Raw genomic sequence first — 24,763 nt, 5'->3', positions numbered from 1 at the left:
AAGGTCACCGAATCCCTGGAAGGTACTGAATGAGCAAGTCGATCGCCTTGATTCCGACGAACGGAGAGATGATGCCGCCCAGGCCGTACACATAGAGATTCCGGCGCAACATCTGGCTCGCTGAACCGGGCTTGTACCGCACCCCGCGCAGGGCCAACGGGATCAGGGCGACGATGATGATTGCGTTGAAGATCACCGCTGACAGGATCGCTGACTGCGGCGAGTGCAGTCGCATGATGTTCAGCGTGTCCAGCCCTGGGTAGAGCGCGGCGAACAACGCCGGAATGATGGCAAAGTACTTCGCTACATCGTTGGCGATCGAGAAGGTCGTCAGGGAGCCACGAGTGATCAACAGCTGCTTCCCGATCTCGACGATCTCGATGAGCTTGGTGGGATCGGAATCGAGATCGACCATGTTTCCGGCCTCTTTCGCCGCCGACGTACCTGTGTTCATCGCCACCCCGACATCGGCCTGGGCCAGCGCCGGAGCGTCGTTGGTGCCATCGCCTGTCATGGCGACGAGCTTGCCGCCTTCCTGCTCCCGTTTGATCAGGGCCATCTTGTCCTCGGGCTTGGCCTCGGCCAGGAAATCGTCCACACCCGCTTCCTGGGCGATTGCCCGCGCGGTCATCGGGTTGTCGCCGGTGATCATCACCGTGCGGATTCCCATCCTGCGCAGCTCGTCGAACCGCTCCGACATTCCCTGCTTGACGATGTCCTTGAGGTGGATCACGCCCAGCACCCGTGCGCCGCCGGCGCCGACTCGTTCGGCCACCACGAGCGGGGTTCCGCCGGAGGCACTGATGCCGTCCACGAGCTCGGCCAGGTGCTGCGGCACGTGTCCCTCGTTGTCCCGCACCCATTTGGCGATGGCTGTGGCCGCCCCCTTGCGGACGATCCGGCCCGGCGTGCCCTCGACCTCGGCGAGGTCCACCCCGCTCATTCGGGTTTGCGCGCTGAACGCTACAAAGCTGGCGTGCTCAACGTCGCCGACCGCACGCTTGAGTAACCCGTACCCGGACATGGCCAGCGCGACCACCGAGCGTCCTTCAGGTGTTTCATCGGCGAGCGAGGACAGTTGAGCGGCGTCGGCTAGTTCGCGAGGCGGGACATCGCCGACGGGTAGGAATTCCGTCGCCTGCCGGTTGCCCAGTGTGATGGTGCCGGTCTTATCCAGCAGCAGAGTATCGACATCACCAGCGGCCTCGACTGCTCGGCCGCTCATGGCCAGGACGTTCCGCTGGACCAACCGGTCCATGCCGGCGATACCGATGGCTGAGAGCAAAGCTCCGATCGTCGTCGGTATAAGGCAAACGAGCAACGACACCAGGACGATGCCGGTGATCCCGTCGTGATTCAGGGCTGCGCTAGCGGGGATAGCGGGCTGGACGTCCGTGGAGAAGATCGCCAACGGTTGCAGGGTCACGGTCGCCAGGATGAAGATGATGGTGAGAGAGGCGAGCAAGATGTTGAGGGCGATCTCGTTCGGGGTCTTCTGCCGACTCGCGCCTTCAACGAGTGCGATCATTCGATCGATGAAACTCTCGCCTGGTCGCTGAGTGATCTTGACGACGATGCGGTCACTGAGGACCTGCGTGCCGCCCGTCACCGAACTACGGTCACCACCACTTTCCCTGATCACGGGGGCGCTCTCGCCGGTGATCGCACTCTCATCGACGCTGGCCACCCCGTCGACGACGTCGCCGTCTGCAGGAATCAGATCGCCGGCCTGGCACACGACCAGATCACCGCGACGTAGTTGTGGCGCCGGCACCAGTTCGTCGGGTCCGGTGAATAACGCGGAGTCCACAAGCCGTCGGGCCACGGTGTCGGTCTTGGTCCGGCGAAGGGCGTCCGCCTGGGCCTTTCCGCGCCCCTCGGCGACCGCCTCGGCGAGGTTCGCGAAAAGCACCGTGAGCCACAACCACATCACGATCAGCCACGCGAACACCGACGGATTAGCTATTGCCTCGACGGTGGTGAAGACCGCACCGATCTCGACGATGAACATGACCGGGTTCTTGCACAGCGTGCGCGGGCTGAGTTTAGCCAGCGCAGCAGGTAGCGAGGCCCACACCATCGACGGGTCGAGCCGTCCCGCTTGCACCCGGTGCGGGCTACGGTCCAGGTCCGACCCGGATCGGGCCGGAGGGTTTGGAGTCAGGACTTGTGTGGGTGCCATCAGTGCAGTCCTTCTGCAAGCGGTCCGAGCGCCAGCGCTGGGAAGTAGGTCAGGGCGACGACGATCACCGTGACGCCAGTGAGCAGGCCGACGAACAGCGGCCGGTGGGTGGGCAGCGTGCCCTCCGAGGCCGGAATGGGTTTTTGCCGCGCGAGCGAGCCCGCCAGGCCCAGGACGAACACGATGGGCAGGAAGCGTCCTAACAGCATCGCGAGCCCAAGAGCCGTGTTGTACCAAACGGTGTTCACCGAGATGCCGGCAAACGCGCTGCCGTTGTTGTTTGCGGCCGAGGTGAATGCGTACAGCACCTCCGAAAGGCCATGGGGGCCGGTGTTCAGCATGGCTGCCCGCTGGCCGGGCAACGCCGTCGCGATAGCTGTCCCGACGAGGGCCACCAAGGGCGTGGTCACAATGTAGAGCGAGGCGAACTTCATCTCGCGTGCACCGAGTTTCTTTCCCAGATATTCAGGTGTTCGTCCCACCATCAGACCGGCGATGAACACGGACAGCATCGCGAGGACGAGGATTCCATAGAGCCCCGACCCCGTACCTCCGGGAGCGATCTCGCCCAGCATCATGTTCAACAGCAGCGTCCCTCCGGCCAGACTTGTGTAGCTGTCGTGGAAGCTGTCTACGGCTCCGGTCGATGTCAGCGTCGTTCCCGTCGCGAACGCCGCCGAGTCCGGCACTCCGAACCTGGTCTCGGTGCCCTCGGTCGCCGCGCCCACGGCCGTTGGGACCGTGCCGTGGTGCGTCGTCTGGGCAGCAAGATTCAACCCCAGGCTGAGCACCGCCAGCAGCGCCATCACCGCTACCACCGCGTGGCCCTGCCGCTTGTCGCCGACGATCCGACCGAAGGTCCGCGGTAGCGAGAACGCTATACACAGCAGCAGAAAGATCTGCAGCCAGTTCGTCCAGCTGGTCGGATTCTCGAACGGGTGTGCGCTGTTGGCGTTATAGAACCCGCCGCCGTTCGTACCGAGTTCCTTGATGATCTCCTGGCTGGCGACCGGGCCGCCAGGCAGTGGTTGGGTGCCGCCCGCCAGAGTGTGAATCTCGGAGTACGCATGGAAGTTCTGCACCACCCCGGCGCCGACGAACACGATTGCGAACACGATCGAGATCGGCAGCAGGATGCGCAGGCAGATCCGGGTCAGGTCGACCCAGAAGTTTCCGACACGGTCGGTCCTGCTGCGGACCAGGCCACGCACCAGCGCAACCGCCACCGCAATGCCGACCGCGGCGGACAGGAAATTCTGCACGGCCAGGCCTGCCATCTGCACGACGTATCCCAGCGCGTTCTCCCCGGAGTAGCTCTGCCAGTCGGTGTTGGTGACAAAGCTCGCCGCGGTGTTCCAGGACTGATCGGGACTCATCGGCCGCATCTGGTACGGCGGCCAAAGATGGTGCTGTACGCGGAGGAATGCATAGAGGAAGGCAACGGATACACCACTGAAGGCCAGTACCGAGCGTAGGTACCGCCCCCACGTCTGATCCGCGTCGGCGTCCACTCCGCCGGCCCGGTACACCGCCCGCTCGGCTGCCAGATGACGGTTGCCCGTCAACACTCGCGCCATGTAGTCACCGAGCGGCCTGTGCACGAGCGCCAGCGCGGCGACCAGCGTAACCACGAAGAGGAGGCCCGCCGAACCGGTGCTCATCAGAAGCGCTCCGGAAACAGCAGGGCGAACACGAGATAGCCGACCATCAACACCGACGCCACCAGGCCAAGCACATTGTCGGCACTCACAATCGTTCCGCCCCACGCGCGATGAAAGCCAGCAGGAGGAAGACGGCGGCGGTGAGCAGGAGGAACACAACGTCGTGCACGGTGACTCCACGAAACTGGAACTTCGAACGGAGTTCCGAGCCGGCCCGGCAGTGCTCTACCGGGCTCCAGAATTCAAAGCCCGGGCGCGTGAGGAGGACGCGTGGGGCCGGACGTCCTCACGGTTCGATCACGCCGACCATGGGCAATCCACACGTGCCACTCTCGGCATGGCGATCACGGTCTCACCGTCGGGGTCGGCGGCCCTGCTCGCCGAGTGGGCAAGAAGGATCAATCAGCCTCGGGGATGGGCCGGCCGAACGTTTCCAGAGTGATGGCCTCAGGCTCTGGCCCACCACGCTTGCCACTGTCGAGTGCGTCGATGGCGGCGAGTTCGTCAGAAGCCAGCTCGAAATCGAAGACCTCGAAGTTCTCGGCGATGCGCTGCGGCTTGGTCGACTTCGGGATGACCGACCGGCCCTGCTGCAAGTGCCAGCGCAGCATGACCTGGGCCGGGCTCTTGGTGTGCGCCCGCGCGATTGCGACTACAACCGGATCCTCGAGCGTGCTGGTGTGCCCGCTCTCGCGGTAGAACGTGATTCCGCCGATGGGCGACCACGCCTGGGTCAGGACATCATGCTCGGCTCCGAACGCCTGCACCTCGCGCTGCTGGAAGTACGGGTGGACCTCGATCTGGTTGACCGCGGGAACCACCGTCGCGTGGTCGAGCAGTCTGGTCAGGTGCTCGACCATGAAGTTGCTGACACCGATGGCGCGCACCCGGCCGTCGGCGAGCAGCGTCTCCAACGCCCGGTAGGCCTCGAGGGTCTTGTCGAAATCCGTGGGCAGAGCCTGGTGCAGGATCAGCAGATCGATGTGATCCACCCCGAGCTTGGCTGCGCTCTTCTCGAAACCGTGAAGGGTCTGCTCGTAGCCGTAGTCGCTGATCCAGATCTTCGTCTCGACGAATACGTCCGATCGGTCGAGGGCGGACGACCGGATGGCCTCGCCGACCTCACGCTCGTTGCCGTAGGCCGCGGCGGTGTCGACATGGCGGTAGCCGGTTTCCAGCGCGGCCTGCACCGCTGCGCGTGTCTCGTCCGGTGGCGTCTGAAAGACCCCCAGTCCGAGGGCGGGCATGGTGACGTCGTTGTTCAGGGTCAGGGTGTCCATATCCACACGCTAAGACGCGGCGACTGTGGCAGGGAGGGTCTGGCGTTACCTCCGTGGATACGGCGCTCGGCCCCCTCGCGCGGTCGACGCTGAACCGAGTGCGTCCGGAGCGGTGCACACTGAGGTATGAGTACAGACCCGAACAACAAGCCGCTGATGTCCGGCCGCAACGACGATGCCTCGGACAGCTCAGACAGCTCGGACACCACGAACGCCCCGGCTTCCTCTGCTCCCGAGCAGGCTGAGCACACCGGCCAGACTGGGCAGACGGGGCAGGCCATTCCGGATCCAAGGGAAACCGATCACCCCGCCGGTGACGAGCACGCGGAGGCCAACGCCGAGAACGAGCCGCCGGGATAACTCACCTTTCGGTCCAGAACAGCCGCGGCCGGACGGAGCCGTGTAAGTAAAATGTTTAGGATTTATGCTACTGTGAGTCATCTGCTGATTACACGGTGACACAGTCGCGCTAGGTTCGCGGGCACCGTAGCGGTCTCCCATTCGGATTGACCTACGGCGGTAATCTCTCGGCTTCGCAAGTTGACTGTCCCGCCTCGAAGGCGGCTCTATGTTCTCCTCATACTCGCATCCATCCCGTACTGGTCGCCGACTCGGTCGGTTTCTGGTCGCCCTGGCCGGGGCGCCGGTACTTGCCGTGATGGTCGGTACTGCGGCACCGGCCGGCGCCTCGCCCGCGACTCCCTCGATCGATCTCGGCACCGCCGCGTCGTATTCGGTACTGGCTGGTCAGACCGTCACCAACACGGGGCCGTCGACGCTGTCGGGCGACCTCGGCGTGAGCCCAGGCACCGCCATCACCGGCTTTCCACCAGGAATCGCCGGCGGGGCTCGGCATTCCGCGGACGCCGTCGCCGGACTGGCGCAGTCCGACGTGAGCAATGCGTACCGCGACGCGGCCGGACGGGCGAGTACCCAGGCGGTTGCGGGTGACCTGGTCGGAAGGACTTTGAACGACGGGGTCTATACCTCCAGCGGGCCTCTCGCCCTGAGTGGCACCGTTACCTTCGACGGCCGCGGTGATCCGAGTTCGGTGTTCATCGTTCAGGTGGCCTCCACGCTCATCACCGCCACCGCAAGCCATGTCGTTGCAATCAACGGAGCCCAGGCTTGCCACATCTACTGGCAGGTCGGACGCTCGGCCACCCTGGGCACCGCCTCGACGTTTCAGGGCACACTCCTTGCCGCCACATCCGTGACCGTGACGACGAGTACGCATGTGAAGGGCCGTGCTCTCGCCGGGACCGGTTCGGTCACCTTGGACAACGACGTGTTCACCGCACCAGACTGCTCAGACACGCCGCCGGCGGGAGCAGCTTCCACCACCACGAGCGTGACTGTGCCTTCATCAGCCAAGGCGGGCACCCCGGTCAGCATCGGGGCCCACGTGATCAGCACGGGCGGACCGGTGGTGGGCACGGTGAGCTTCTACGACAATGGCGTGGCGATCGGTAGCGCACCGGTCGACACCACCGGCCACGCCACGATCATTGTTCCTGCCGGCACGACCTTGCCTGGCGGCACGGTGGTTGCCGTCTACGGCGGCAGCCCGAACTCCGCACCCTCGACCTCCGCGCCGAGGGCCTTCGTTGTCACGGCCGCCGCAACAACGCCGCGACGTACGGCCGCCCCATTCACCACGAGCGCTCACGCGACGGCGACAAGGTCTGTACACCCGGCCACGTCCCACCCGATGCCGGTGTTGCCCAAGACCGGCCCAAGCTCGGTCGCCCTACTGACAGCTATCGGTGGTGCAGCCCTTCTGCTCGGGCTCCTTCTCCTGCTCGCCGCGCGGACCCGGTCCACAACCGACCGACGCCATTGAGAACGCCCGGCCGGGGACGCGTGCGGTGCAGGTTCAGGCGCACCGGGGATTGGCGATGACCCCACTGGTCCACTCGAACGGCGACTGCGGGTTGGGGTGGTTGTACTGGGCGTCCTGGCCGAAGCTGAGCCCGTTGTGCATCTGCCCAAACTCCCACGCGCACGCTCCACCCACGCGGGCCAGCGTCCACCACGGGTAGAAGTGTCCGGGGGCCCCGGGCGCCGGGATCGCGCAACCGGTGCCATCGGCCTGGCAGGACGGTTCGAAGGCCGGCAGGTCGGTCTGGATCTCGACCTGGGAGTACCGCGCTCCGGAGGTCGTTGGCTGATGCTGGAGGAAGGTTGACGGGAACCGCGTCGGCCTCGTACTGATCGGCCAATCCGGCCAGTACGGCGTTCCGTCGAAGTCCAGGTCGGCGTTGTTCGGGAACGGGCCGGTCACGGGCTCGCAGCCGGTGACCTCATCGGGAGCGGCCAAACCGCCGTGCGTGTCGCCCTTGGGATAGCAGGGCGGATCATCATTGGCCGCCGGGTCGTCCGCGGGCGCGCTGGACTCGTACGGTCCGCTGCAGTTGTTGAAGAACGTGTCGGTGAACGCGCCGAACGTGAAGGTCCCGGGGTTGGTGAGTCCGGTGCACGGGATGAAGTGTCCGGTCTCGACGTCACTGGCGATGTTCGTGTTCCCGATTCCCCAGGGCAGGATGTTCGCGGTACCGGCCGTGTCGTACTCGCCGGCGAAGTTGTAGGGCGTCCCCGAGCAGTCGACGATGCTGGTGTGCATGAAGCCGTTCCGAGCCGAGGACGTCATGAAGCCGCTCTGATGGGTCGTCAGGTCATCTACCCGAGCCCGCATGGCCAGTTGCCCTGGGCCGACAGCGACGTCGTGAATGGATACCCGCAGCGTGTCCCCTGATCGCATGAGCAAGGTTTTCGCGGTAGGGGTGAACGTGCTGACGTCGGCCAATTGCGGGCTCGGCGGACCGGTCGGTATCCCATCGCGTTGGACGAAGGCGAAGTTCACCGGCTCGGTGCAATTCGGGTTGCCCACTTGGAATCCAGCCGTGAACTCCAAGCTGTCCAGCGTCATGGCCGCGCACCAGTGCGTGTTGTCGCAACTCTGCGCGTCCATGATCGGGGCGAACCCGGGCGGGTAGAACTGAAGTTCCAGAAGGCCACTGCCGCCGCCCGGGAACGCTCCATGTGGCGCGTTTCGATCACTCTCGGGTGTACAGGGCAGCTGCGGGTAGGACTGGTTGTCGCAATAGGCCATGCTGAACCAGTTCGTCGCCGCAAGCTCGAAGCTGTGAGTGATGTCGTGGCCAGGAGAGTGCACGGTCGGCAGATGCTTCGGCTCCACCGGCAGCTTCTCGACCCACGTCACCGTGTTGCCGGAACCTCGCTTGTGCGAATAGAAATTGATGGTCGGTTCGTCGTGTCCGACATAACGACCGTTCTCCTCGAACTTGTCCGCGCCGATCCCTCGCACGTCGGCGCAGATCAGCGTGGGCCGAACCGAACGCTGGACCGGGCTCAGATTGTTGCAATCCAGCTCCCCGCGCGCCGCCGGCCGCACCGCGGCGACCCCGGCAGAGGAGGGACCAGCCTGTTGGCCAGACGCGGCGGGGACCCCCATCGCCGAAACGAGTAGGGCGACTGCCCCCACCGCCACCGCACTCCGACGTCCCGCCGCGCCACTTCGCATAACGCACCCCACCTCGGCCAAGGTCCGTCCTAGACCCACCGCCCAAGCTTTGTCCAGTCACGAATCGATAACTGACGGGCGGCCGCCGCTCCCTGCTCTGTGCAGTTCTTCTCGCGAGGGTCGGTTCAGGCCAGACCCTGGAACGGACGGACCTCGACCTTTCCTCCGCACGCCTTCGAGCCCTCTGCCGCAAGCCTGATCGCGACGTCGAGGTCGGGCGCGTCGATCACCCAGAAGCCCCCGATGACCTCCTTGGTCTCCAGGTAGGGCCCATCGCTCAGCACCGGCTCGTCGCCCTGACCGTCGACGACGGTCGCGGTCGAAGCCGACTGCAGTCCGCCCGCGAACACCCAGTAACCATCGGCGTGAAGCTTGTCGTTGAAGGCACCTGTCGCGGCGAAGGCCGCCTCCATCTCCTCCTTCGAACCGTAGTTGCCGAACTCGCCCATCTCGGCCGGTCCGTGCACGCTCAGCAGGTAGTGCGCCATCTCAATTCTCCTCGATTCCGGGCCGTCCTGATGACTGCCTTCAACTCCACTACGAACGGCATCTCGCCGATACGACAACCTGTCCGAAGATCGGCCTCGCCGGCGATCAGAATGGATACGTGGGCAGGCTCCCGCGAAGGGTGACCCACTGAGTCTCGGTGAAGGCTTCGATGTTGGCCTGCGGGCCGCCGTGACGAGAACCGGTGCCGGAGGCGCCGACGCCACCGAAGGGCGCGACGGCTTCATCGTTGACGGTCTGGTCGTTGATGTGGACGAGACCGGAGGGGATGCGCTCGGCCAGTTCCAGGCCCGCGTACACGTCCCTGGTCAGGATGCCCAGGGAAAGACCGTATTCGGTGCCAGCGGCCATGCTGAGGAGTTCCTCTGTCGAGGAAAACGGCGTGACCGGGGCGACCGGACCGAAGATCTCCTCGGTATAGGCGGGAACGTCGACCGGTACGTTGCCGAGCACCGTGGGCCGGTAGAACAAGCCCTCGTAGGTGCCGCCGGTGCGAACAGTCGCACCTCGTTGCGCCGAGGCGGTCACGAGTCCGTGCACCCGGTCACGCTGCCGCGCATCGATGAGCGGTCCCATCGCGACCTGTTCGCGGAAGGGGTCGCCCACCGGGAGGTTCGCGACCTTCTCCGTCAGGATCTGGGTGTATTCCTCCGCGATGTCGACGTGGACGAGATGCCGAGAGGTGGCCATGCAGATCTGGCCCTGGTGGGCAAAGGTCCCCCACGCCCCGACGGAGGCGGCCGCGGTCACGTCGACATCGGGCATGACGATGAGCGCGGAGTTCCCACCAAGTTCCAGATGGGCGCGTTTGAGGTGTTGCCCGGCGAGGGCACCGACAGCGCGACCCGCCTTTGTGGAACCGGTGAAGGCGATCACCCGAACGGCGGGCTCGATCACGAGGGCCTCGCCGACAGCCGCACCTCCCGGAAGAACGTGTAGGACGCCGGCCGGGAGTCCGGCCTCGGCGAACACTCGAGCGAACAAGGCGCCGCCAGAGATCGCCGTTCGCGGGTCGGGTTTGAGGATGACAGCGTTGCCCAAGGCAAGCGCCGGTGCAATCGCCCGGATCGCCAGAATGGTCGGCACGTTGAACGGCGCGATGACGCCGACCACCCCGGCGGGCACTCGACGAGCGAAGGACAGCCGAGGCGCGCCGCTGCGCAGCAGCTCGCCGTAGGGATGCGAGGGCAGCGCAGACGCCTCGTAGCATTCGGCCGCCGAGGTGTGGACCTGGAAGTCGCCGAAAGGCTGGATCGCACCAGATTCGCGGGCCAGCCATCCCCGGATCTCCTCGGCGTTGGCTTCGAGGATCTCACCGGCGCGGCGCAGCACCCGGGCTCGCTCCTCGAACGGCGCCGCCGCCCAGTCCCGCTGCGCGCTCACCGCCCGCTCGGCTGCCTCATGAACGTCCTTGGCCGTCGCCATGCCTACCGAACCGATCACGCCGCCGGTGGCCGGTTCCACAGCGTCATAGACGCCGCCGTCGCCGGTCGTCCAGGTGCCGGTCCACACCTTGCCCTGCCATGCGCCATCGTCGAGTAGAGCCATGAACATCGTCCTTCCGGAGGCCGCGATCGCGGTCGAGGTGGCCAGGTGCGAGGCGAGACGATGCCGCAGACAACGCTGGGCATCGGCAAGCAACCGAGCACTCAGCCGAGCGAAACTACCGAGTAGTGCCTCGTCGAGAAATCAGGTGGAGGCGGCTCAACAGTAAACGCCACCGCGCCACGACCGACGCGTCGCCGAGCAGGGTCGAAGCTACACGAGTGTCGAGGCAATCGGGTCGGCGATTGTCGTTGCGCCGCACGATTCGTGCGACGCGGCAGACGCTGATCGAGTCGTAAGGATCAAGGCACCAAGCTTCGGGACCATCAAGATCTGGTTCCATGGCGCCACCTCCCACGACCGCGGGACGAATCGGTCGTCTGTCTGAACGCTCCATGAAGGCCTACCGCAACGACTCGTTCTACGTAGGTCCGGCCTTCGGGGCGGGCCTGCGAAAAGGAGCCCCAGTCTGACTCGCACGTCGCGCTGTGGCAATGCCCGAGACCCGCGACTTTCCCGCCGCCACCGACGATGCCTCCGTCGTTCCGCCGGCACTCGACGGCCCTTGGTCCACACGCGTCAGCTCTCGTGGCCATCGCCGGCCCACGGTCGCGCAAGCGATAGCGGTCGGCGCGTAAACCGCCGTGCCAACTGGCCGGCGAGCGGGAGCACCAGGTAGAGGACGGTGGGGACGGTGGCGACCGTCAGTAGGAGAGTCTTGACCGGTAACGGCCACGACGATATGTGCGGGCCGATCACAAACTGAAATATCGTTATGAGTGGATAGACCGCCAACCAGATCTTGATGACCTGGCGGTGAACTGAGGTTCTAGCCGCGGGTGGGTCGGCGGCCCCACCGCGCGCATCCTGCGTCGGTATCAACTTCTCTCCGCTCCTGGATCGTCGCCGGAAACTGGTAGCTCCGCCCCCCGGCGCTCAATCGCGGCTACGGGCGCCAGCGCCCGGAATGAAGCGTCCAGCTTTGGGTCCGACGGGTCCACCCTCGCTCATGATCTCGATTCCACGAAGAAGCACTGACTTGACCTCTCCGCGGAACTCCCTTCCTGCGTAGGGGCTCCACCCAGCCTTCGAACGAAGATCCTCATTGGCCAGAGTCCATCGAGCCGCTGGATCGACCAAGACGACATCGGCGTCCGCGCCCACCGCTAGGCGACCCTTTCCACGCAGGCCGTATCGGGCCGCCGGCGTGTAGGAGTAACTACGGACGAGGTCTTCGACCGAGATGCGTCCAGTGAGTGCAGAGTCCAACAGCACTGGCAAAGTCGTATCGAGACCCGGGAGTCCGAACGGTGCGTCCCAGATTGTGCCCGCTGCCTTCTGGGCAGCCGTCGAGGGAGCATGATCACTGGACACATGCGACAGGGTCTCGTCCCTCAGCAGCCGCCACATGTCCGCTTCGTCGGCAAGACTCCGAGTACGGGCGGGTGGGGTGAATTTTCGAAGTGCGCCGTGGGTCAGGATCTCCTCTTCCCGCAGGAGAAAATACTGTGGGCACGCCTCCGCAAATATGTTCGCACCAAGACCGCGAGCGTGGGCGATCACCTGAGCAACCGCCGGACTGCTGACGTGCGCGATCGTCGCTGTGACTCCGGTTAGTCGGGCGAGCATGCAAACCGCGTTGACCGCGACAAGTTCAGCCTCACGAGAGCGCCACTCGCAGATGACCGCGCCATCCGACCGACCCGTCGCCCGTAACTCCTCTTCCGCGTGAGCGGTCATCGATTCGTCTTCACAATGAACCAGACAGCGGGCGTCGACCGCCGCGATCTCGGTGAACGCTCTGTGCAGCGCGGAGTTGTCGAGTCCGGGGACGCCGTGAGTCGTGCACGTGAAGATCTTGAAGAACGCCACGCCGGCCGACCACAGGGCCGGGATCTCGTGGAGCTGGTCCGGCCAGGTGTGAGCGGCAAGCCCGTAGTCCACGAAAGATCGGTTCTCCAGATAGGCCAGCTTTTCGCGCAGATCCGCAACCTGCCGAATCGGGCGCGCGTGCGTGTGCTCGATGATCGTGGTGACCCCGCGCGATGCGGCTGCCGACGTGCCGGCGGGAAAGTCCTCACGTTCGGTGGCACCCGGGTCCATAAGATGCACGTGGGTGTCCACCATCCCCGGTAGGGCCAGCAGGCCGGCTCCATCGATGGTCCGCGCGGCTTTGAGCGTTTCGTTGCTCAAGCAGGCGATACGACCTCCTGACACGCCGATGTTCAGCCGTGCGCGGCCACCCCTGTTCACCACCACCGCGCCGTTCACCGCGACGCCTAGCTCATCCATGCCAGCTCCCATTCCCTTCCCGAGGTTTGCCAAGCGCGCGGTCTGCCGACTGCGACACCTGCATTCACGCCCTCCCCGGCACATGCATGAACTTGCTCATGACGAACCCACCATCGACGAGCAGATCGCTGCCGGTCATGTAGGACGCATCGTTCGACGCCACAAAGTGCACGGCATGAGCAATCTCCTCAGCGGTCGCGATCCGACCCAGAGGCACGGCTGCGCTGCGCCCCGCCAAGATCTCGGGCCGGCTGTAGAGCTCCTCTGTCATCGGCGTCCGTACCATCCCCGGGCTCACTGACACCGACCGAACGCCAGATGAGGCCCACTCGAGGGCAAAACTCTTCGCGAGCATCAACAATGCTGCCTTGCAAGCGCTGTACGCGCCCGTGTAGGGATACGGGCTGTAGGCGGCGTTCGAGCCGATGAAGACGAGGACCCCGGAGCCGGCCGCAATCATGTCTCGTCCGAACGTGCGTCCCAGAAGGAACCCCCCGCGCAGGCCAACCGCGATCAACCGATCAAAGCTCGCTGCCGGCAACTCGTCCAGATGGCCCGGCATGCGCTGGATCGCAGCATGGATCATCACGTCTGCAGCGCCGTACCGTTCCCGCAGGGTGTCGGCGACCCGCTGTACCTCCGCCTCGTCCGACACATCGACGGGGAATGCATGCCCACGGCCTCCAGCTTGATCGACCTCGGCGGCAACCGCGGCGGTGGCGTCGGCGCTGATGTCGAGAACGGCGACCGTCGCCCCTTCCTTCGCGTACAGGAGCGAACATGCTCGTCCGATGCCGCCTCCTCCGCCGCTGATCACGACAACTCGATTCGACGGTGCCCTGCTGACTGGCCGATCACCACTTGCTGGCTCGTGCGTCATTGACTGATCATCTCCGTTCGGTAAGTCGTGGTGCGCCCGTCTGTTGCCGTGGCGCCGAGGACGCTGCCCCGTGTTGAGGCTGAACGCGGGCTGGTCATTGACGTGACCGCAGGCCGTCGCCCGCGAACGGCGACAGGCGTACCGCCTCCACGAGCGGCAGCGTCACCAGGATGGCCAGAACAAGGAAGGCGAATCGGTATGGAACGCTTCCATCGAAGAGTGCCTGTCCCGAGCGCAGAGCGAGGACAGCAAGAGCCACGCCTAGGCCTTGGGCGAACTGTTGAATCGTCGCGGCAAGGGTATTCGCGTGGGTCATAGCGCCGTAGTCGACGTCTGCGAAAGCGATGGAGTTGTACGCAGTGAATCCGATCGAGCGAAATACCCCCACCAGCAGCACGACGACGATCGTGACCGCAAGCGGGGTAGTCGCCCTGAGAGCGGCGCACATCGCAACGCACGTGCCGGCCGCAAGCGTGGTGAAGACCAGGACCACGCGGAATCCAAGTCTGTACAACAACGGTGTCGTCAGTGGCTTGATCGCCAGGTTGCCGACAAACATGACGAGCACGACCCCGCCGGCCTTGGCGGCACTCCACCCGAACTGATCCTGGAACAACAAGGCCAGCAGGAAGGGAACGCCGTTGACGACGGCACGGAACACCGAGCCACCCGCGTGGGCCGTCCGGAAGGTCCGCGTGTGGAGCATGCTCAGCGCGAGCAGTGGATCGGGTGTCGATCGGAGGTGCGCAACGGTTGCTCTGCCTACTACGAAAGCGCCACACGCAAGCCCGACAATCGGGAACCACTGCGGATGGGCAGCGCCCAGAAGCGTTACCAGATATACGACTGCGCACAGCGATACCGCCGATCCGATGAAGCCCCGCGCGTCCAATCGAGGTCTCGGCGTCGGGGGCGCAGGCTTGATCAGGCGCAGCGCCAAGGCCGAAGCGAGAAGACCAAGGGGAAGGTTGATGAGAAAAATCCAGCGCCACGAGGCGTAGGTACTGAGCAATCCTCCCACCGCCGGAGCCACGATCGGCGCTACCAGCGCTGGCCAGGTGAGGTACGCAATCGTCCGGATCATTTCGCGCTTGTCGATAGCTCGCAAGACGACAAGTCTGCCGACGGGAACCATCATCGCGCCACCGACGCCCTGAGCGATGCGCATGACGACGAGCTCCGTCAGGCTGACGCTCGCCGCGCACAACGCCGAAGCCACGGAGAACACCACTATCGCGCTGACGTAGGTTCGACGAGCACCCACGCGATCCGTCGCCCACCCACTCAGCGGGATGAGCACAGCCACGGCCAGCAAGTAGGCGGTGATGGCGACGCCGATCTGCGCCGATTGCACTCCGAATGATCGAGCGATTCGTGGGGCCGCCGTTGCCAGGACAGTCCCGTCAAAATTCTCCATGAAGAACGTTCCGGCAACGAGCAACGCGAGACTGGTCGGAACACCGACCTTCGCGTTGCGGCTGACCGTCAAGGTCGGCCGTCGGGTTCTGGAGACTGCCACGTCTCCGCAAGGCTTGACCGCCACCCGCCGCGACCGCTCATCGAGCGCGCTGGCCGGCGCCGGTGACCCCGTGCTGCGGAGCGAAGCACGGCATCAACCACTCGTGGCCGAAATCGCGGTAGGTGACGCTGACCGCCATGTCGATGCGGATCTCCTCGACCGGACAGTCGACAAGACGCGTCATCATTCTGACCCCCTCGACCAGGTCGACGAGCCCGACGACGTAGGGGACTTCACTGGAGAACCCCGGCGGCGACTTGTGCACTATCGCGTAGGAGTACACGTGGGCATCGCCGGAAAGGGCTTCCCACTTCAGCGCGCGAGACATGCAGTGCGGGCACACCGATCGCGGGTAGAAGATGAACCGCTCGCACCGGCTACACCGAGGCAGCCGGAGCTCACCTCGGTTTGCCGCTTGCCAGAATGGCGCGGAGTCAGCGTCAGGAAGCGGCCACGGCCTTGTTTCGTCGACCATTGCGACCTCACCCTCGCCCTAGTATGACGGTGGCCGACGAGCTCAGGGCTCCACCTACGCCGTGCGCTACGGCATGGCGAGCTCCTGTCACCTGCCGCCTGCCCGCGTCGCCGCGAAGCTGCCGAACCGCCTCGATGAGCAGAAAGATGCCGAACATGCCGGGGTGACCGAACGAGAGACCACCGCCGTTGGTGTTCATCGGAAAGGTCCCGGTCGGCCCTGTTCCCCTGTCGACGATGAAGGGACCGCCCTCCCCGGGCAAGCAGAAGCCGAGCATCTCAAGGGTGAGGATGGGGGTAATCGTGAAGGAGTCGTAGAGCTCGACCACGTCCATCTCGTCGGGTCTGAGACCGGCCATCCCGAAAGCGCGGGCGCCGCTGTCTCGTGCCGACGGCTGGGTCAGGTGAGTCATGTTGCTGATCGTGGCGTGGGTGTGGGCGGTCCCATGGCCAAGTACCCAAACGGGTTCTCTTCGCAGGTTGCGAGCAACGCCCTCCTTCGTCACCACGACCGCGCCGGCACCGTCGGTCACGAGGCAGCAATCGAGGAGGTGCAACGGGTCCACGATCATCGGGCTCGCGAGCACATCTTCGATAGAGAGAGGGTCCTGCATCTTTGCCGACGGGTTGAGGGCGGCCCACTCCCGCGTTGAGACCGCGACCTGGGCCAGCTGTTCCTGGGTCGTGCCGTACAGATGCATGTGGCGCCTGGCGGCAAGCGCATACGCTCCGATTGGCAGGGGCAGCCCGTACGGCGCCTCGAATTGTTGGGTTAGCCGCACCGGGCCGCTTGCCCCCAGCGCCCGGCTCCGCCGGCTGCGCTGGTTGCTTCCGTACGTGATCAGCGCGATTTCACAAAGGCCCGCTGCGATCGCCGCAGTCGCGTGCCCGATGTGAGCCTCAAACGATGATCCGCCGATATTGGTGGAATCCGAGTACTTCGCTGCGATCCCGAGGTACTCGGCCACCAGCACCGATGGGATCCAGCTCATGTCGTTGGATGCCGTGAAAATTGCGTCCACATCAGCTGCCACCAGACCGGCGTCCTCGAGTGCGATTGCCCCCGCCTCGGCCTGCAGTTGAAGTTCGGAACGCGTACCGGCTCCTTCCAACCCATGCTCCGCGATCCCCACGATTGCGGCTTTCACGAAGCACGACCTCGAGCGCACTCTCGGATTGCCTGCAGCGAGTCCGGATTTTCGATCGCTGACTGGTCCAGGTTGGATACGCCACCGTAGGCGAGTCGAATTGCCTTCCGAACGATCTTGGAGTTCCGCGTGCGGGGAAGGTCCGGCACCAAGAAGACCTCTGCGGGCCGCAGTGGCCGGCCGAGAGCACTGCCCACCATGTCGGCGAGTTCAGCCGGCAACAGTGACAAGTCTTGCGGCTGAGCGCCCCGAGCCACGACAAAGCAGATCAGCTTTTCCCCTTTCACCGGATCCGAGACGCCAACGGCGGCCGAGATGAGTACATTCGGGTGGCTGTTCAGCACGGTCTCCACCTCGGCTGGACCCAAGCGCTTCCCGGCGACCTTGATCGTGTCGTCCGAGCGACCCAACAGGTACCAGAGACCGTCCGTGTCGTCGATATACCCCCAGTCTCCATGAACCCACACGTCCGGCCAGCGAGACCAGTACGTGTCGAGATAGCGCTCGTCGTCATGCCAGAATCCGCGGGTCATCCCCGGCGTTGCCGACCGCACAACCAGTTCGCCGAGAGCGTTGCGTACCGGGACGCCATCTTCATCGACCACATCGGCCGCCATGCCCAACATAGGGGCCGAGAAAGATTTGGGCCGCAATGGTGTCAGGACGTTTCCGCACAGGATCCCGCCGGACAGCTCGGTGCCGCCGGCGTAGTTGATCAGCGGAATCTGCCCGCCGCACACCTCGTCGAAACACCACATCCAGGACTGGGTGTCCCACAACTCCCCCGTCGCACCAACGACGCGGAGTGACGAGAGGTCATAGGCCGCGGGCCCGGCAGCGTTGGTGGTCATCAGCGAGCGAATGAGGGTGGGCGACACTCCGAACACAGTCACTTTGTGGGCTTCGATGAGCTGCCAGAGCCGGTCGGGCGTAGGTGTGTCCGGGGTCCCTTCGTACATGACCATGGTTGATCCGGCCATGAGAGATCCGTAGATCAACCATGCGCCCATCATCCAGCCGATGTCGGTGAACCAGAAGACGGTGTCCGATGCTCCGACGTCGAAGGCATACGCCATATCGGAAAGTCCTTTTACGGGAAAGCCTCCGTGCGTATGAACCGCGCCCTTCGGCGGCCCGGTCGTCCCTGAGGTGTAGATGATCATCAGGGTTGCCTCGGGGTCGAGCTGTTCGGTCACGGTGGGTGCGGCGTGACCACTCGCCAGGACCTGCGACCATTGATGGTCTCGATCAGACTGTGGACCAGGCGCAAGGCCCGCGTGCGGCACGGTCACCACCGCCGCCAAGGCGGGGCATTCGTCGGCCGCAGCGTCGGCGACGGCCTTCATGTTCACGGTCGACCCGCGTCGGGAGAACCCGTCGGCGCAGATCAGCATCGACGCGCCGCAGTCCCGCAACCGCGCCGCGAGCGCGTCCGCGCCATAACCGCTGAAGACGGGCACCAGGACGGCGCCGATCTTGGCGCACGCAAGTACCGCGACTGCGACCTCCGGGATCATCGGCATGAAGACACCGACGCGATCGCCGACGGCGACGCCGAGCACCCGCATTCCGGCCGCCAGGTCGTCGACGCTCTGCCGGAGCTCGGCATAGGTACGCGTACGCACCTCGCCTGATTCGCCCTCCCAGATCAGCGCCGTCTTCAGATCCGTCGGCGTACCGGCGTACCGGTCCAGGCAGGAGTGCACCACGTTGAGCTTGGCGCCTTCCCACCAGGTGGTCCAGGCAAGGCCGCGAGACGTGTTCTGGACCCGCTCATAGGGCTGATAGAAATCCACGCCCAAGTCTTTGACGGCCGCGTCCCAGAACCAATCCGGGTCACTGACCGATCGCTGATGCAACTCCTGAAAGGTCTCGATGCCGTGCGCACGCATGAGCGCGCTGAGCCTGCTCGACCCGGCGACCTGGGCCGACGGGCGCCACACCACATCTGCCCGCTCGAAACCACGTTCCTGAGGTCCGGCGATCGCTGCGTCGCTGGTCACCGTCCCCGCACCTTTCTGATCATGTCTCTCGCTATGACGAGCTTCTGGATCTCGCTGGTGCCCTCATAGATGCGGGTGATCCGGGCGTCTCGATAGAAGTGCTCGATCTCCGTCTCCGTGCAGTACCCCATGCCGCCGTGAATCTGGACCGCCTTGTCGACGACTCGACCGTAGGTCTCCGTTGCGATGAGTTTGGCCATCGCCGCCTCGCGCCTGGCCGAGCCCCCCTGATCCAGCAGCCACGCCGCGTAATAGGCCAGGTGCCTCGCCGCTTCGGTCTCAGCTGCCATCTCCGCCAGATACGCTTGTATCATCTGGAACTCGGCGATCTTGCTGCCGAACTGCTCCCGCTGGGTCGCGAAGGTCAGGGCAAGCTCGGTCGCCCGGCTCGCCGCCCCCACACAACGCGCGGCGATGCCGACCCGTCCTTGCGCCAATGTGCTGAGGGCGGCCTGGTAGCCGGTGCCGGGTGCTCCGATCATCTGGTCATCCGGTACCCAGCACCCGTCGAACGAAAGTTCGGCCACGTGCGAACCGCGGAGGCCCATCGTCGTTTGGGCTCTGCCCACCTCGAAGCCCGGCGCGCCGGCCTCGACGACGAACGCGGAAATGCCCTTGCCCCCGCTCTCACCGGTTCTCGCGAAGACCGTGAAGAGGCCGGCAATCTTCGAGTTCGTGATGTAGTGCTTGGTGCCGGTGAGACGCCATCCCTCGCCGTCGCGGATCGCTCGTAGCCTGAGGTTTCCGGCATCGGAGCCGGCCTCGGGCTCTGTCAACGCAAAGGCCCCGATAACCTCGCCAGAGGCCAACGAAGGCAGATATCGCTGCTTCTGCTCCTCCGACCCGGCCGCGACGATGACTGAGACGCCAATCCCGCAGTGGGTACCGATGATCGACGTGAATCCAGCATGGGTGCGCCCCAGCTGCTCATAGACGAGAGCCTTCGCGACCATGGGCAGGCCCAGGCCGCCATATTCCTCAGGAATGGAAAGGCCGAACAGCCCGAGTTGGCCAGCCTTTTCGAGAAGTCCTTCGGGGATTGCGTTCGACTCCTCAATCTCCCGCCACAAGGGATCGACCTCGTCCTCACAGAAGGATCGAAGAGTGTCGACCAGGACTTGCCATTCGTTCGATACGGTGAAATCCACGGATTGAACCCTTCTGCCATTGACGCCCCAGGATTCGACTCACGAGCTACCTGAGGCGGTCTGCCGTCGTGAACGGGCTATCCTTTTGAATCGATCGCGGGATACTCGTAGACACCGCGGCCGGTCTTGCGCCCCAGACGTCCGGCCTGCACGTATTTCACCATCAGGGGATTCGGTCGGAATCGGTCTCCGAGCGTTACGTGCAAGTGCTGCAGCACCTTGTAACGGACGTCCCAGCCAACCAGATCGCCGAGCTCGAAGGGTCCCATCGGATGGTTGAGGCCAAGACGGAGCGCCTTGTCGATGTCTTCAGCAGACGCGACGCCTTCCTGCAACATCGTGAAAGCCTCGTTGCCGATAAGCGCGTTGACTCGGCTTGCCACGAACGCAGGCGAGTCATTCAGGATCACGGGATCCTTACCAAGTTCGAGGCAGAAGTTCGCCGCCCGCTCCACCACAGCTTCGGAGGTCTCCAGACCGCGGATTACTTCAACCAAGCGCATTCTCGGCACCGGGTTGAAGAAGTGAAGACCGACCAGGCGGTGTGGTGCACCGCTTGCCGCCCCCATCTCGGTAACGCTCAAGGCGGACGTATTCGTGGCAAGGATGGCGTCCGATGTCGTCGCCTCGGCGGCTGCGGTGAGTATGCCGACCTTGACCGCCAAGTCCTCGGATGCGGTCTCGATCACGACATCGGCCCGCAGGCAGGCTGTTCGTAGATCCGTGCCGAGACACAGCGTGTCGATGCTGGGTTGCGATGCCGGCTCGCGGTCGGCCGGCCGACGCGCCAAGCGCCGCATGATCGCCGATCGTGCGGCCTGCAGGATCTCTTGATCAACGTCGACAAGGTGGATCTCCCACCCTGCCGACAATCCGACTTCGGCGATGCCCTGTCCCATGGTTCCGGCCCCGACGATGACTGCCTTCATCGCCCGTGCCCTGACGACCGCGCACCGATCGTGCGACGAACGGGCAGGTCGCGCGGGGAACCTCGCATCGGAATCCTCAATAATCGGTCATCTATGATGCGTCACTGTAGGACTGGAGTGGTTCCCTGGCAAGACGCTCCGTCGCATCAACCAGCGCCCCGCGGAACGCCGCGAACTCAATGAGGTCGAAGCCGCCTGGCGGGTTCGGAGATTGGAGTAGGAGTGCTTGCTCTTGCCGTTTCCCGTGGGTCGGCCGCGCAGCTCGAGCTCAGAGAGGTACCGGATCCGGCTGATCCGCCTCCCACACACGTCGTCCTGAGGGTGTTGGCCTCTGCCCTCAATCGGGGTGAACGATCGCGGCTGAACGAGGCCTCGGACGGGCACGTCTTCGGATGGGACGTGGTCGGGGTTGTCGAGCGGGCGGGGACAGATTCGACTCTGACACCGGGCGAGCGAGTGCTCGCGCTGTCGCTGCCTGGTGGTGGCTGGGCGGAGCTCGTCAGCGTCAGACAGGCTGATGTGAGCCGGGTTCCCGTCGCGGTGAGTACGGCAGAGGCCGCGACCATACCGGTGGCCGGGCTGACCGCACTGCGGGCCGTCCGAACGTGCCCGAACCTCCTCGGCGCGACCGTCCTGGTTATTGGCGGTGGCGCAGTCGCCTCGTATGCGATCCAGTTGGCGGTGCTCGCGGGAGCCCGTGTCATTGCCCTTGTCCGTAGCGCCGAGGCCGCTCAGCGCGTACGCGACCTCGGCGCCCACGAGGTTCTGTCTGGCGCCTCACCGGTGAGGGCATCCTGCGACCTCGTCGTCGACACGGTGGGCGGGTCGGCCACACAGGTCGCGGTGGGCGCGTGCCGGCCGTTCGGCCGGGTCGTCATCGTCGGAAATCTCGGGGATGCCTCGGCCGGCCTGGCCCCGAGCGATCTGGTGTCCGCCGGGTGCCTTGTTCAGGGCTATCGCCTGGTGGTCGATGCCACGGCAGCCCCTGTTGGAGCCGACCTCGGCAACCTGATCAATTGGGTGAGCGAGGGCCGCATACGCACGGCCCCGGTGCAGGAGATGAACTGGCGCGACTCGGCTCGCATCGCCGAGGCTCTCGCGGGCCGGATGGGAAATGACCGCGCCGTTCTCCGGATGGCCGAGGACTGATCAGCCAAAGACGATGAGGAGCGCACGATGAGTCAGTTGCGGGTGGGCATGGACGGAGCGGTGGCTACCGTGTTGGTCGACAGGCCCCCGGTCAACGCACTCTCGACCGCCTTGCTCGGTGAACTGCTTGCCGCGTTCGAGGCGCTCGACCGGGACCCCACGGTGCGGTGCGTGGTTCTGTCAGCCCTCGGTGACCGGTGCTTCGTCGCTGGGGCAGACATTCGGGAGGCTGCCGAGACCCCGCCTGACCGGGCATCGGAGCGCACTGCCCTGGGCAGTCAGCTCATGAGGCGAATCGAGTCAGTGGCGGTACCGGTCGTCGCCGCGATCAACGGGCTTTGCCTGGGTGGGGGGTGCGAGCTTGCGATGTCCGCCGACCTTCGAATCGCATCGACGAGCGCGCGGTTCGGGCAACCGGAGATCCGCCTTGGCATCATGCCCGGGTTCGGGGGAACCCAGCGACTCCCGCGACTGATCGGAGTTGGACCTGCCCTCGACCTCATGCTCACCGGTCGAGACGTTGATGCCGCCGAGGCGTTGCGGCTGGGGCTCGTGAGCCGTGTCGTGGCGCCGGAGGAACTTCAGCAGGAGGCTGCGTCGATCGCAGCAGAGATTGCCGGACGAAGCGCAACCGCAGTCAGATCCATCAAGGCCGCCGTACGACGAGGCCTCGACCTTCCCCTGGATGCCGGGCTCTCGGTGGAGTTCGAACTGTCGAATGCGGTGCGGACGTCGGCCGACGCCGCGGAGGGTCTGCGGGCATTTCTGGAAAAACGGCCGCCGCTGTTCGGGCAGGCCCCCGTCAGGGACCGCGACTGATCGCGGCGGAGTTGCTGTGGGGCAGTGCTTCATACGTGTGCTGGTGCTCGCGTAACAGGGCCGAGACCAGCTCGATGTCGCCACGCTCGACGGCCTCGAGGATCGGGACATGCCGTTCCGCTGCCTCGGTCAGGTTCGGCACCGTCGTCATGGTCGTGACGAGCAGGCGAGCCTCCACGCCGAGTGACTCCCATGCGGTCAGTAACGGGGTGTTTCCCGACGAAGCCACGATGACCCGGTGAAAGGTCGCGTTGTGGTCGCTGTAGGCACGCGGGTCGTTGGCTCGCGCCGCCTCCCGCATCGCCTCGAGTTCAGCACGCAGCGGGGAGGAATCACGGGCCAACGCGGGAACGGCGGTCTTGGCCGCGAGATCTTCGAGCACGGCCCGCACGGGATGGATCGCGGCCATCTCCTCATAGGTCATAGACCCCCGCACCCTGACGCCCCGGTACGGTGTGGATTCGACAAAGCCCAAGCCCTCCAGGGCCCGCAGCCCCTCGCGGACCGTCCCCTGGCTCACACCCAGTTCCCTGGCAACGCGTGTTTCCACGAGACGCTCTCCGGGCTGGTAGTCACCCTGAAGGATCTTTTCCAGCAGAATCTGGCGTACCTGCGAGCTGAGCATCGCGTTGCGGGTCACGGACTGGGAGGGGCGGTCCTCCTCCGAGGACGAGGCTGCCAAGCTGCCGGCCAAGCGATTCTCCACTTCACTCGCGACGAAGAGCTGAGAATACCCGCCTGATCCCTCGGGAGGACTCAGCCACCGTCCGGCATCGACTGCTGGTACTTGCCCTAACGTGCTCGATCATAGATCATCGAGAATCTAGGAGGCGTTATGCGAGTAGCGATTATCGGAACTGGCTTGATGGGGGCTGCGATCGCCCGAAGGTTGACCGAGGTCGGCGGGTTCGAGCTGACGCTGTGGAACCGGACGAGGAGCCGCGCGGAGGAAATCGGCGTGGGAACGGTCTGCGACACCGCGGCAAAGGCGATCGAGGGCGCAGACGTTGTCGTAACGAGCCTCTTCGACCCGACGGCGTTGCGGCAGGTGTTCCTGGGCCCTGACGGTTTGGTGCAGGCCGCTGACCATCAGGTCTTTCTGGAGACGAGCACCGCCGGCCCTGACGTGCTGACCGAGCTGGACGAAACCCTCAGCCTCTCCGGCTCGCAGCTGATCGATTCACCCCTGCTCGGCAGCACGGGCGCGGTGCTGGCGGGCAGCCTCGACATAATCCTGGGCTGCACCGAAGCCGCAATGGAGAGCGCGCGGCCGGTCCTCGCCGCACTGGGCGAAGCCCGAATCGTAGGTCCCGTCGGCGCCGCAGCCCGGCTCAAATTGCTGCACAACAGCATGCTCGCCATCGTTTCGGCCGCGACGGCGGAGATGATGGTCGCGGCGGTCGCGGCCGGGATTGACAAGTCGGACGCCTTCGCGATGCTCACTCGGATCTCGCCCTACATGAAAAGGCGCGAAGACGGCTTCCTGCACGAGAAGTTCGATTCGGTCTCCTTTGCAATGACTGGCGTCGTCAAAGATCTCGATCTCGCGATAGACCTATTCCACCGCAACGGAAGCGCTTTGCCGGTCACGGCGCTGTCGCGCGAGCTGTACGCCGACGCCGTCCCGAAACACGGCCACCTGGACATGTCCGCGGTCATACGGCGCTACCAGAACTGATCTTC

General features: G+C 65.1%; 22 protein-coding genes and 1 pseudogene. 5 read left to right on the top strand and 18 right to left on the bottom strand.

Annotated elements, in window-relative coordinates; genetic code table 11:
* Nucleotides 1–4 precede the first annotated feature (4 nt).
* The 4 genes from kdpB to M6D93_RS03100 all read right to left on the bottom strand — a co-directional run bounded on the left by kdpB (nt 5) and on the right by M6D93_RS03100 (nt 5,123).
* A complete protein-coding gene (gene kdpB, locus M6D93_RS03115) occupies nt 5–2,182 on the bottom strand; it encodes a potassium-transporting ATPase subunit KdpB (RefSeq protein WP_249772894.1) in 2,178 nt (725 codons plus the stop codon).
* Nucleotides 2,182–3,843 carry a potassium-transporting ATPase subunit KdpA gene (kdpA, locus tag M6D93_RS03110; RefSeq protein WP_249772893.1) on the bottom strand — a complete coding sequence of 554 codons (1,662 nt, stop codon included), beginning with the start codon at nt 3,841–3,843 and terminating at the stop codon, nt 2,182–2,184. Before kdpA ends, kdpB begins: the two co-directional genes overlap by 1 nt.
* Nucleotides 3,843–3,932, bottom strand: a complete 90-nt coding sequence (kdpF, locus tag M6D93_RS03105; RefSeq protein WP_249772892.1) for a K(+)-transporting ATPase subunit F — start codon at nt 3,930–3,932, stop codon at nt 3,843–3,845. Before kdpF ends, kdpA begins: the two co-directional genes overlap by 1 nt.
* 309 nt (nt 3,933–4,241) lie before the next feature.
* Nucleotides 4,242–5,123 carry an aldo/keto reductase gene (locus M6D93_RS03100; protein ID WP_249772891.1) on the bottom strand — a complete coding sequence of 294 codons (882 nt, stop codon included), beginning with the start codon at nt 5,121–5,123 and terminating at the stop codon, nt 4,242–4,244.
* Between the two features lie 126 nt (nt 5,124–5,249).
* Between M6D93_RS03100 and M6D93_RS03095 the strand changes: the two genes are divergently transcribed.
* Both M6D93_RS03095 and M6D93_RS03090 read left to right on the top strand, forming a co-directional pair.
* Nucleotides 5,250–5,483: a hypothetical protein gene (locus M6D93_RS03095; protein ID WP_249772890.1), complete on the top strand. Its 234-nt coding sequence runs from the start codon at nt 5,250–5,252 to the stop codon at nt 5,481–5,483.
* Nucleotides 5,484–5,691: 208 nt separating this feature from the next.
* Nucleotides 5,692–6,966, top strand: coding sequence for an ice-binding family protein (locus M6D93_RS03090; RefSeq protein WP_249772889.1), 1,275 nt, complete (start codon nt 5,692–5,694; stop codon nt 6,964–6,966).
* Between the two features lie 33 nt (nt 6,967–6,999).
* Here M6D93_RS03090 and M6D93_RS03085 read toward each other — a convergent pair whose 3' ends face one another.
* The 13 genes and pseudogenes from M6D93_RS03085 to M6D93_RS03035 all read right to left on the bottom strand — a co-directional run bounded on the left by M6D93_RS03085 (nt 7,000) and on the right by M6D93_RS03035 (nt 21,112).
* Entirely contained in the window at nt 7,000–8,628 is a 1,629-nt protein-coding gene (locus M6D93_RS03085) for a hypothetical protein (RefSeq protein WP_249772888.1), read from the bottom strand.
* A gap of 164 nt (nt 8,629–8,792) precedes the next feature.
* Nucleotides 8,793–9,155, bottom strand: coding sequence for a YciI family protein (locus M6D93_RS03080; RefSeq protein ID WP_249772887.1), 363 nt, complete (start codon nt 9,153–9,155; stop codon nt 8,793–8,795).
* Nucleotides 9,156–9,261: 106 nt separating this feature from the next.
* Nucleotides 9,262–10,722, bottom strand: a complete 1,461-nt coding sequence (locus tag M6D93_RS03075) for a benzaldehyde dehydrogenase (RefSeq protein WP_249772886.1) — start codon at nt 10,720–10,722, stop codon at nt 9,262–9,264.
* 576 nt (nt 10,723–11,298) lie between these two features.
* Complete coding sequence (locus tag M6D93_RS19690; protein ID WP_488230383.1) at nt 11,299–11,514, bottom strand: hypothetical protein; 216 nt, start codon at nt 11,512–11,514, stop codon at nt 11,299–11,301.
* Between the two features lie 141 nt (nt 11,515–11,655).
* Entirely contained in the window at nt 11,656–13,011 is a 1,356-nt protein-coding gene (locus M6D93_RS03070) for a dihydroorotase (protein ID WP_249772885.1), read from the bottom strand.
* A gap of 64 nt (nt 13,012–13,075) precedes the next feature.
* Entirely contained in the window at nt 13,076–13,828 is a 753-nt protein-coding gene (locus M6D93_RS03065; RefSeq protein WP_249772884.1) for an SDR family NAD(P)-dependent oxidoreductase, read from the bottom strand.
* 157 nt (nt 13,829–13,985) lie between these two features.
* Nucleotides 13,986–15,410, bottom strand: a complete 1,425-nt coding sequence (locus M6D93_RS03060; protein WP_249772883.1) for an MFS transporter — start codon at nt 15,408–15,410, stop codon at nt 13,986–13,988.
* Between the two features lie 37 nt (nt 15,411–15,447).
* Entirely contained in the window at nt 15,448–15,738 is a 291-nt protein-coding gene (locus M6D93_RS03055; protein WP_249772882.1) for a Zn-ribbon domain-containing OB-fold protein, read from the bottom strand.
* A gap of 36 nt (nt 15,739–15,774) precedes the next feature.
* A pseudogene (locus M6D93_RS19485) lies at nt 15,775–15,885 on the bottom strand (hypothetical protein); the annotation flags it as partial.
* 7 nt (nt 15,886–15,892) lie between these two features.
* Nucleotides 15,893–17,032, bottom strand: coding sequence for an acetyl-CoA acetyltransferase (locus M6D93_RS03050; protein ID WP_249772881.1), 1,140 nt, complete (start codon nt 17,030–17,032; stop codon nt 15,893–15,895).
* Nucleotides 17,029–19,035, bottom strand: coding sequence for an AMP-binding protein (locus tag M6D93_RS03045; protein WP_249772880.1), 2,007 nt, complete (start codon nt 19,033–19,035; stop codon nt 17,029–17,031). The genes M6D93_RS03050 and M6D93_RS03045 overlap by 4 nt, the downstream gene beginning before the upstream one ends.
* Complete coding sequence (locus M6D93_RS03040) at nt 19,032–20,183, bottom strand: acyl-CoA dehydrogenase family protein (RefSeq protein WP_249772879.1); 1,152 nt, start codon at nt 20,181–20,183, stop codon at nt 19,032–19,034. The genes M6D93_RS03045 and M6D93_RS03040 overlap by 4 nt, the downstream gene beginning before the upstream one ends.
* Nucleotides 20,184–20,260: 77 nt before the next feature.
* Nucleotides 20,261–21,112 carry a 3-hydroxyacyl-CoA dehydrogenase family protein gene (locus tag M6D93_RS03035; RefSeq protein ID WP_249772878.1) on the bottom strand — a complete coding sequence of 284 codons (852 nt, stop codon included), beginning with the start codon at nt 21,110–21,112 and terminating at the stop codon, nt 20,261–20,263.
* A 321-nt stretch (nt 21,113–21,433) separates the two neighbouring features.
* On the opposite strand from M6D93_RS03035, the gene M6D93_RS03030 reads away from it, so the two are divergent.
* Together M6D93_RS03030 and M6D93_RS03025 are read left to right on the top strand one after the other, a co-directional pair.
* The gene (locus M6D93_RS03030) at nt 21,434–22,261 is read left to right on the top strand and encodes a zinc-binding dehydrogenase (RefSeq protein ID WP_249772877.1); all 828 of its coding nucleotides are present in this window, start codon (nt 21,434–21,436) and stop codon (nt 22,259–22,261) included.
* A 27-nt stretch (nt 22,262–22,288) separates the two neighbouring features.
* The gene (locus tag M6D93_RS03025; protein WP_249772876.1) at nt 22,289–23,080 is read left to right on the top strand and encodes an enoyl-CoA hydratase/isomerase family protein; all 792 of its coding nucleotides are present in this window, start codon (nt 22,289–22,291) and stop codon (nt 23,078–23,080) included.
* On the opposite strand, the gene M6D93_RS03020 is transcribed toward M6D93_RS03025, so the two are convergent.
* On the bottom strand, nt 23,064–23,774 hold the full coding sequence (locus M6D93_RS03020; RefSeq protein WP_249772875.1) for a GntR family transcriptional regulator: 711 nt from the start codon (nt 23,772–23,774) through the stop codon (nt 23,064–23,066). The genes M6D93_RS03025 and M6D93_RS03020 overlap by 17 nt on opposite strands.
* Before the next feature lie 195 nt (nt 23,775–23,969).
* On the opposite strand from M6D93_RS03020, the gene M6D93_RS03015 reads away from it, so the two are divergent.
* Nucleotides 23,970–24,758, top strand: coding sequence for an NAD(P)-dependent oxidoreductase (locus M6D93_RS03015; RefSeq protein WP_249772874.1), 789 nt, complete (start codon nt 23,970–23,972; stop codon nt 24,756–24,758).
* Nucleotides 24,759–24,763 lie beyond the last annotated feature (5 nt).

The sequence above is a fragment of the Jatrophihabitans telluris genome (genome assembly GCF_023516435.1).
In the GTDB taxonomy this organism is placed as follows: Bacteria; Actinomycetota; Actinomycetes; order Mycobacteriales; family Jatrophihabitantaceae; genus Jatrophihabitans_A; species Jatrophihabitans_A telluris.
This window is presented reverse-complemented; position numbering and strand designations above follow the sequence as displayed.

What these genes read in the sequence shown, in the direction of transcription:
- M6D93_RS03070 (WP_249772885.1), bottom strand. Translation starts at nt 13,011, where the DNA reads ATGGATGAGCTAGGCGTCGCGGTGAACGGCGCGGTGGTGGTGAACAGG.
- M6D93_RS03100 (WP_249772891.1), bottom strand. Translation starts at nt 5,123, where the DNA reads ATGGACACCCTGACCCTGAACAACGACGTCACCATGCCCGCCCTCGGA.
- M6D93_RS03035 (WP_249772878.1), bottom strand. Translation starts at nt 21,112, where the DNA reads ATGAAGGCAGTCATCGTCGGGGCCGGAACCATGGGACAGGGCATCGCC.
- M6D93_RS03055 (WP_249772882.1), bottom strand. Translation starts at nt 15,738, where the DNA reads ATGTCTCGCGCGCTGAAGTGGGAAGCCCTTTCCGGCGATGCCCACGTG.
- M6D93_RS03025 (WP_249772876.1), top strand. Translation starts at nt 22,289, where the DNA reads ATGAGTCAGTTGCGGGTGGGCATGGACGGAGCGGTGGCTACCGTGTTG.
- M6D93_RS03090 (WP_249772889.1), top strand. Translation starts at nt 5,692, where the DNA reads ATGTTCTCCTCATACTCGCATCCATCCCGTACTGGTCGCCGACTCGGT.
- M6D93_RS03095 (WP_249772890.1), top strand. Translation starts at nt 5,250, where the DNA reads ATGAGTACAGACCCGAACAACAAGCCGCTGATGTCCGGCCGCAACGAC.
- M6D93_RS03080 (WP_249772887.1), bottom strand. Translation starts at nt 9,155, where the DNA reads ATGGCGCACTACCTGCTGAGCGTGCACGGACCGGCCGAGATGGGCGAG.
- kdpB (WP_249772894.1), bottom strand. Translation starts at nt 2,182, where the DNA reads ATGGCACCCACACAAGTCCTGACTCCAAACCCTCCGGCCCGATCCGGG.
- M6D93_RS03075 (WP_249772886.1), bottom strand. Translation starts at nt 10,722, where the DNA reads ATGGCTCTACTCGACGATGGCGCATGGCAGGGCAAGGTGTGGACCGGC.
- kdpA (WP_249772893.1), bottom strand. Translation starts at nt 3,843, where the DNA reads ATGAGCACCGGTTCGGCGGGCCTCCTCTTCGTGGTTACGCTGGTCGCC.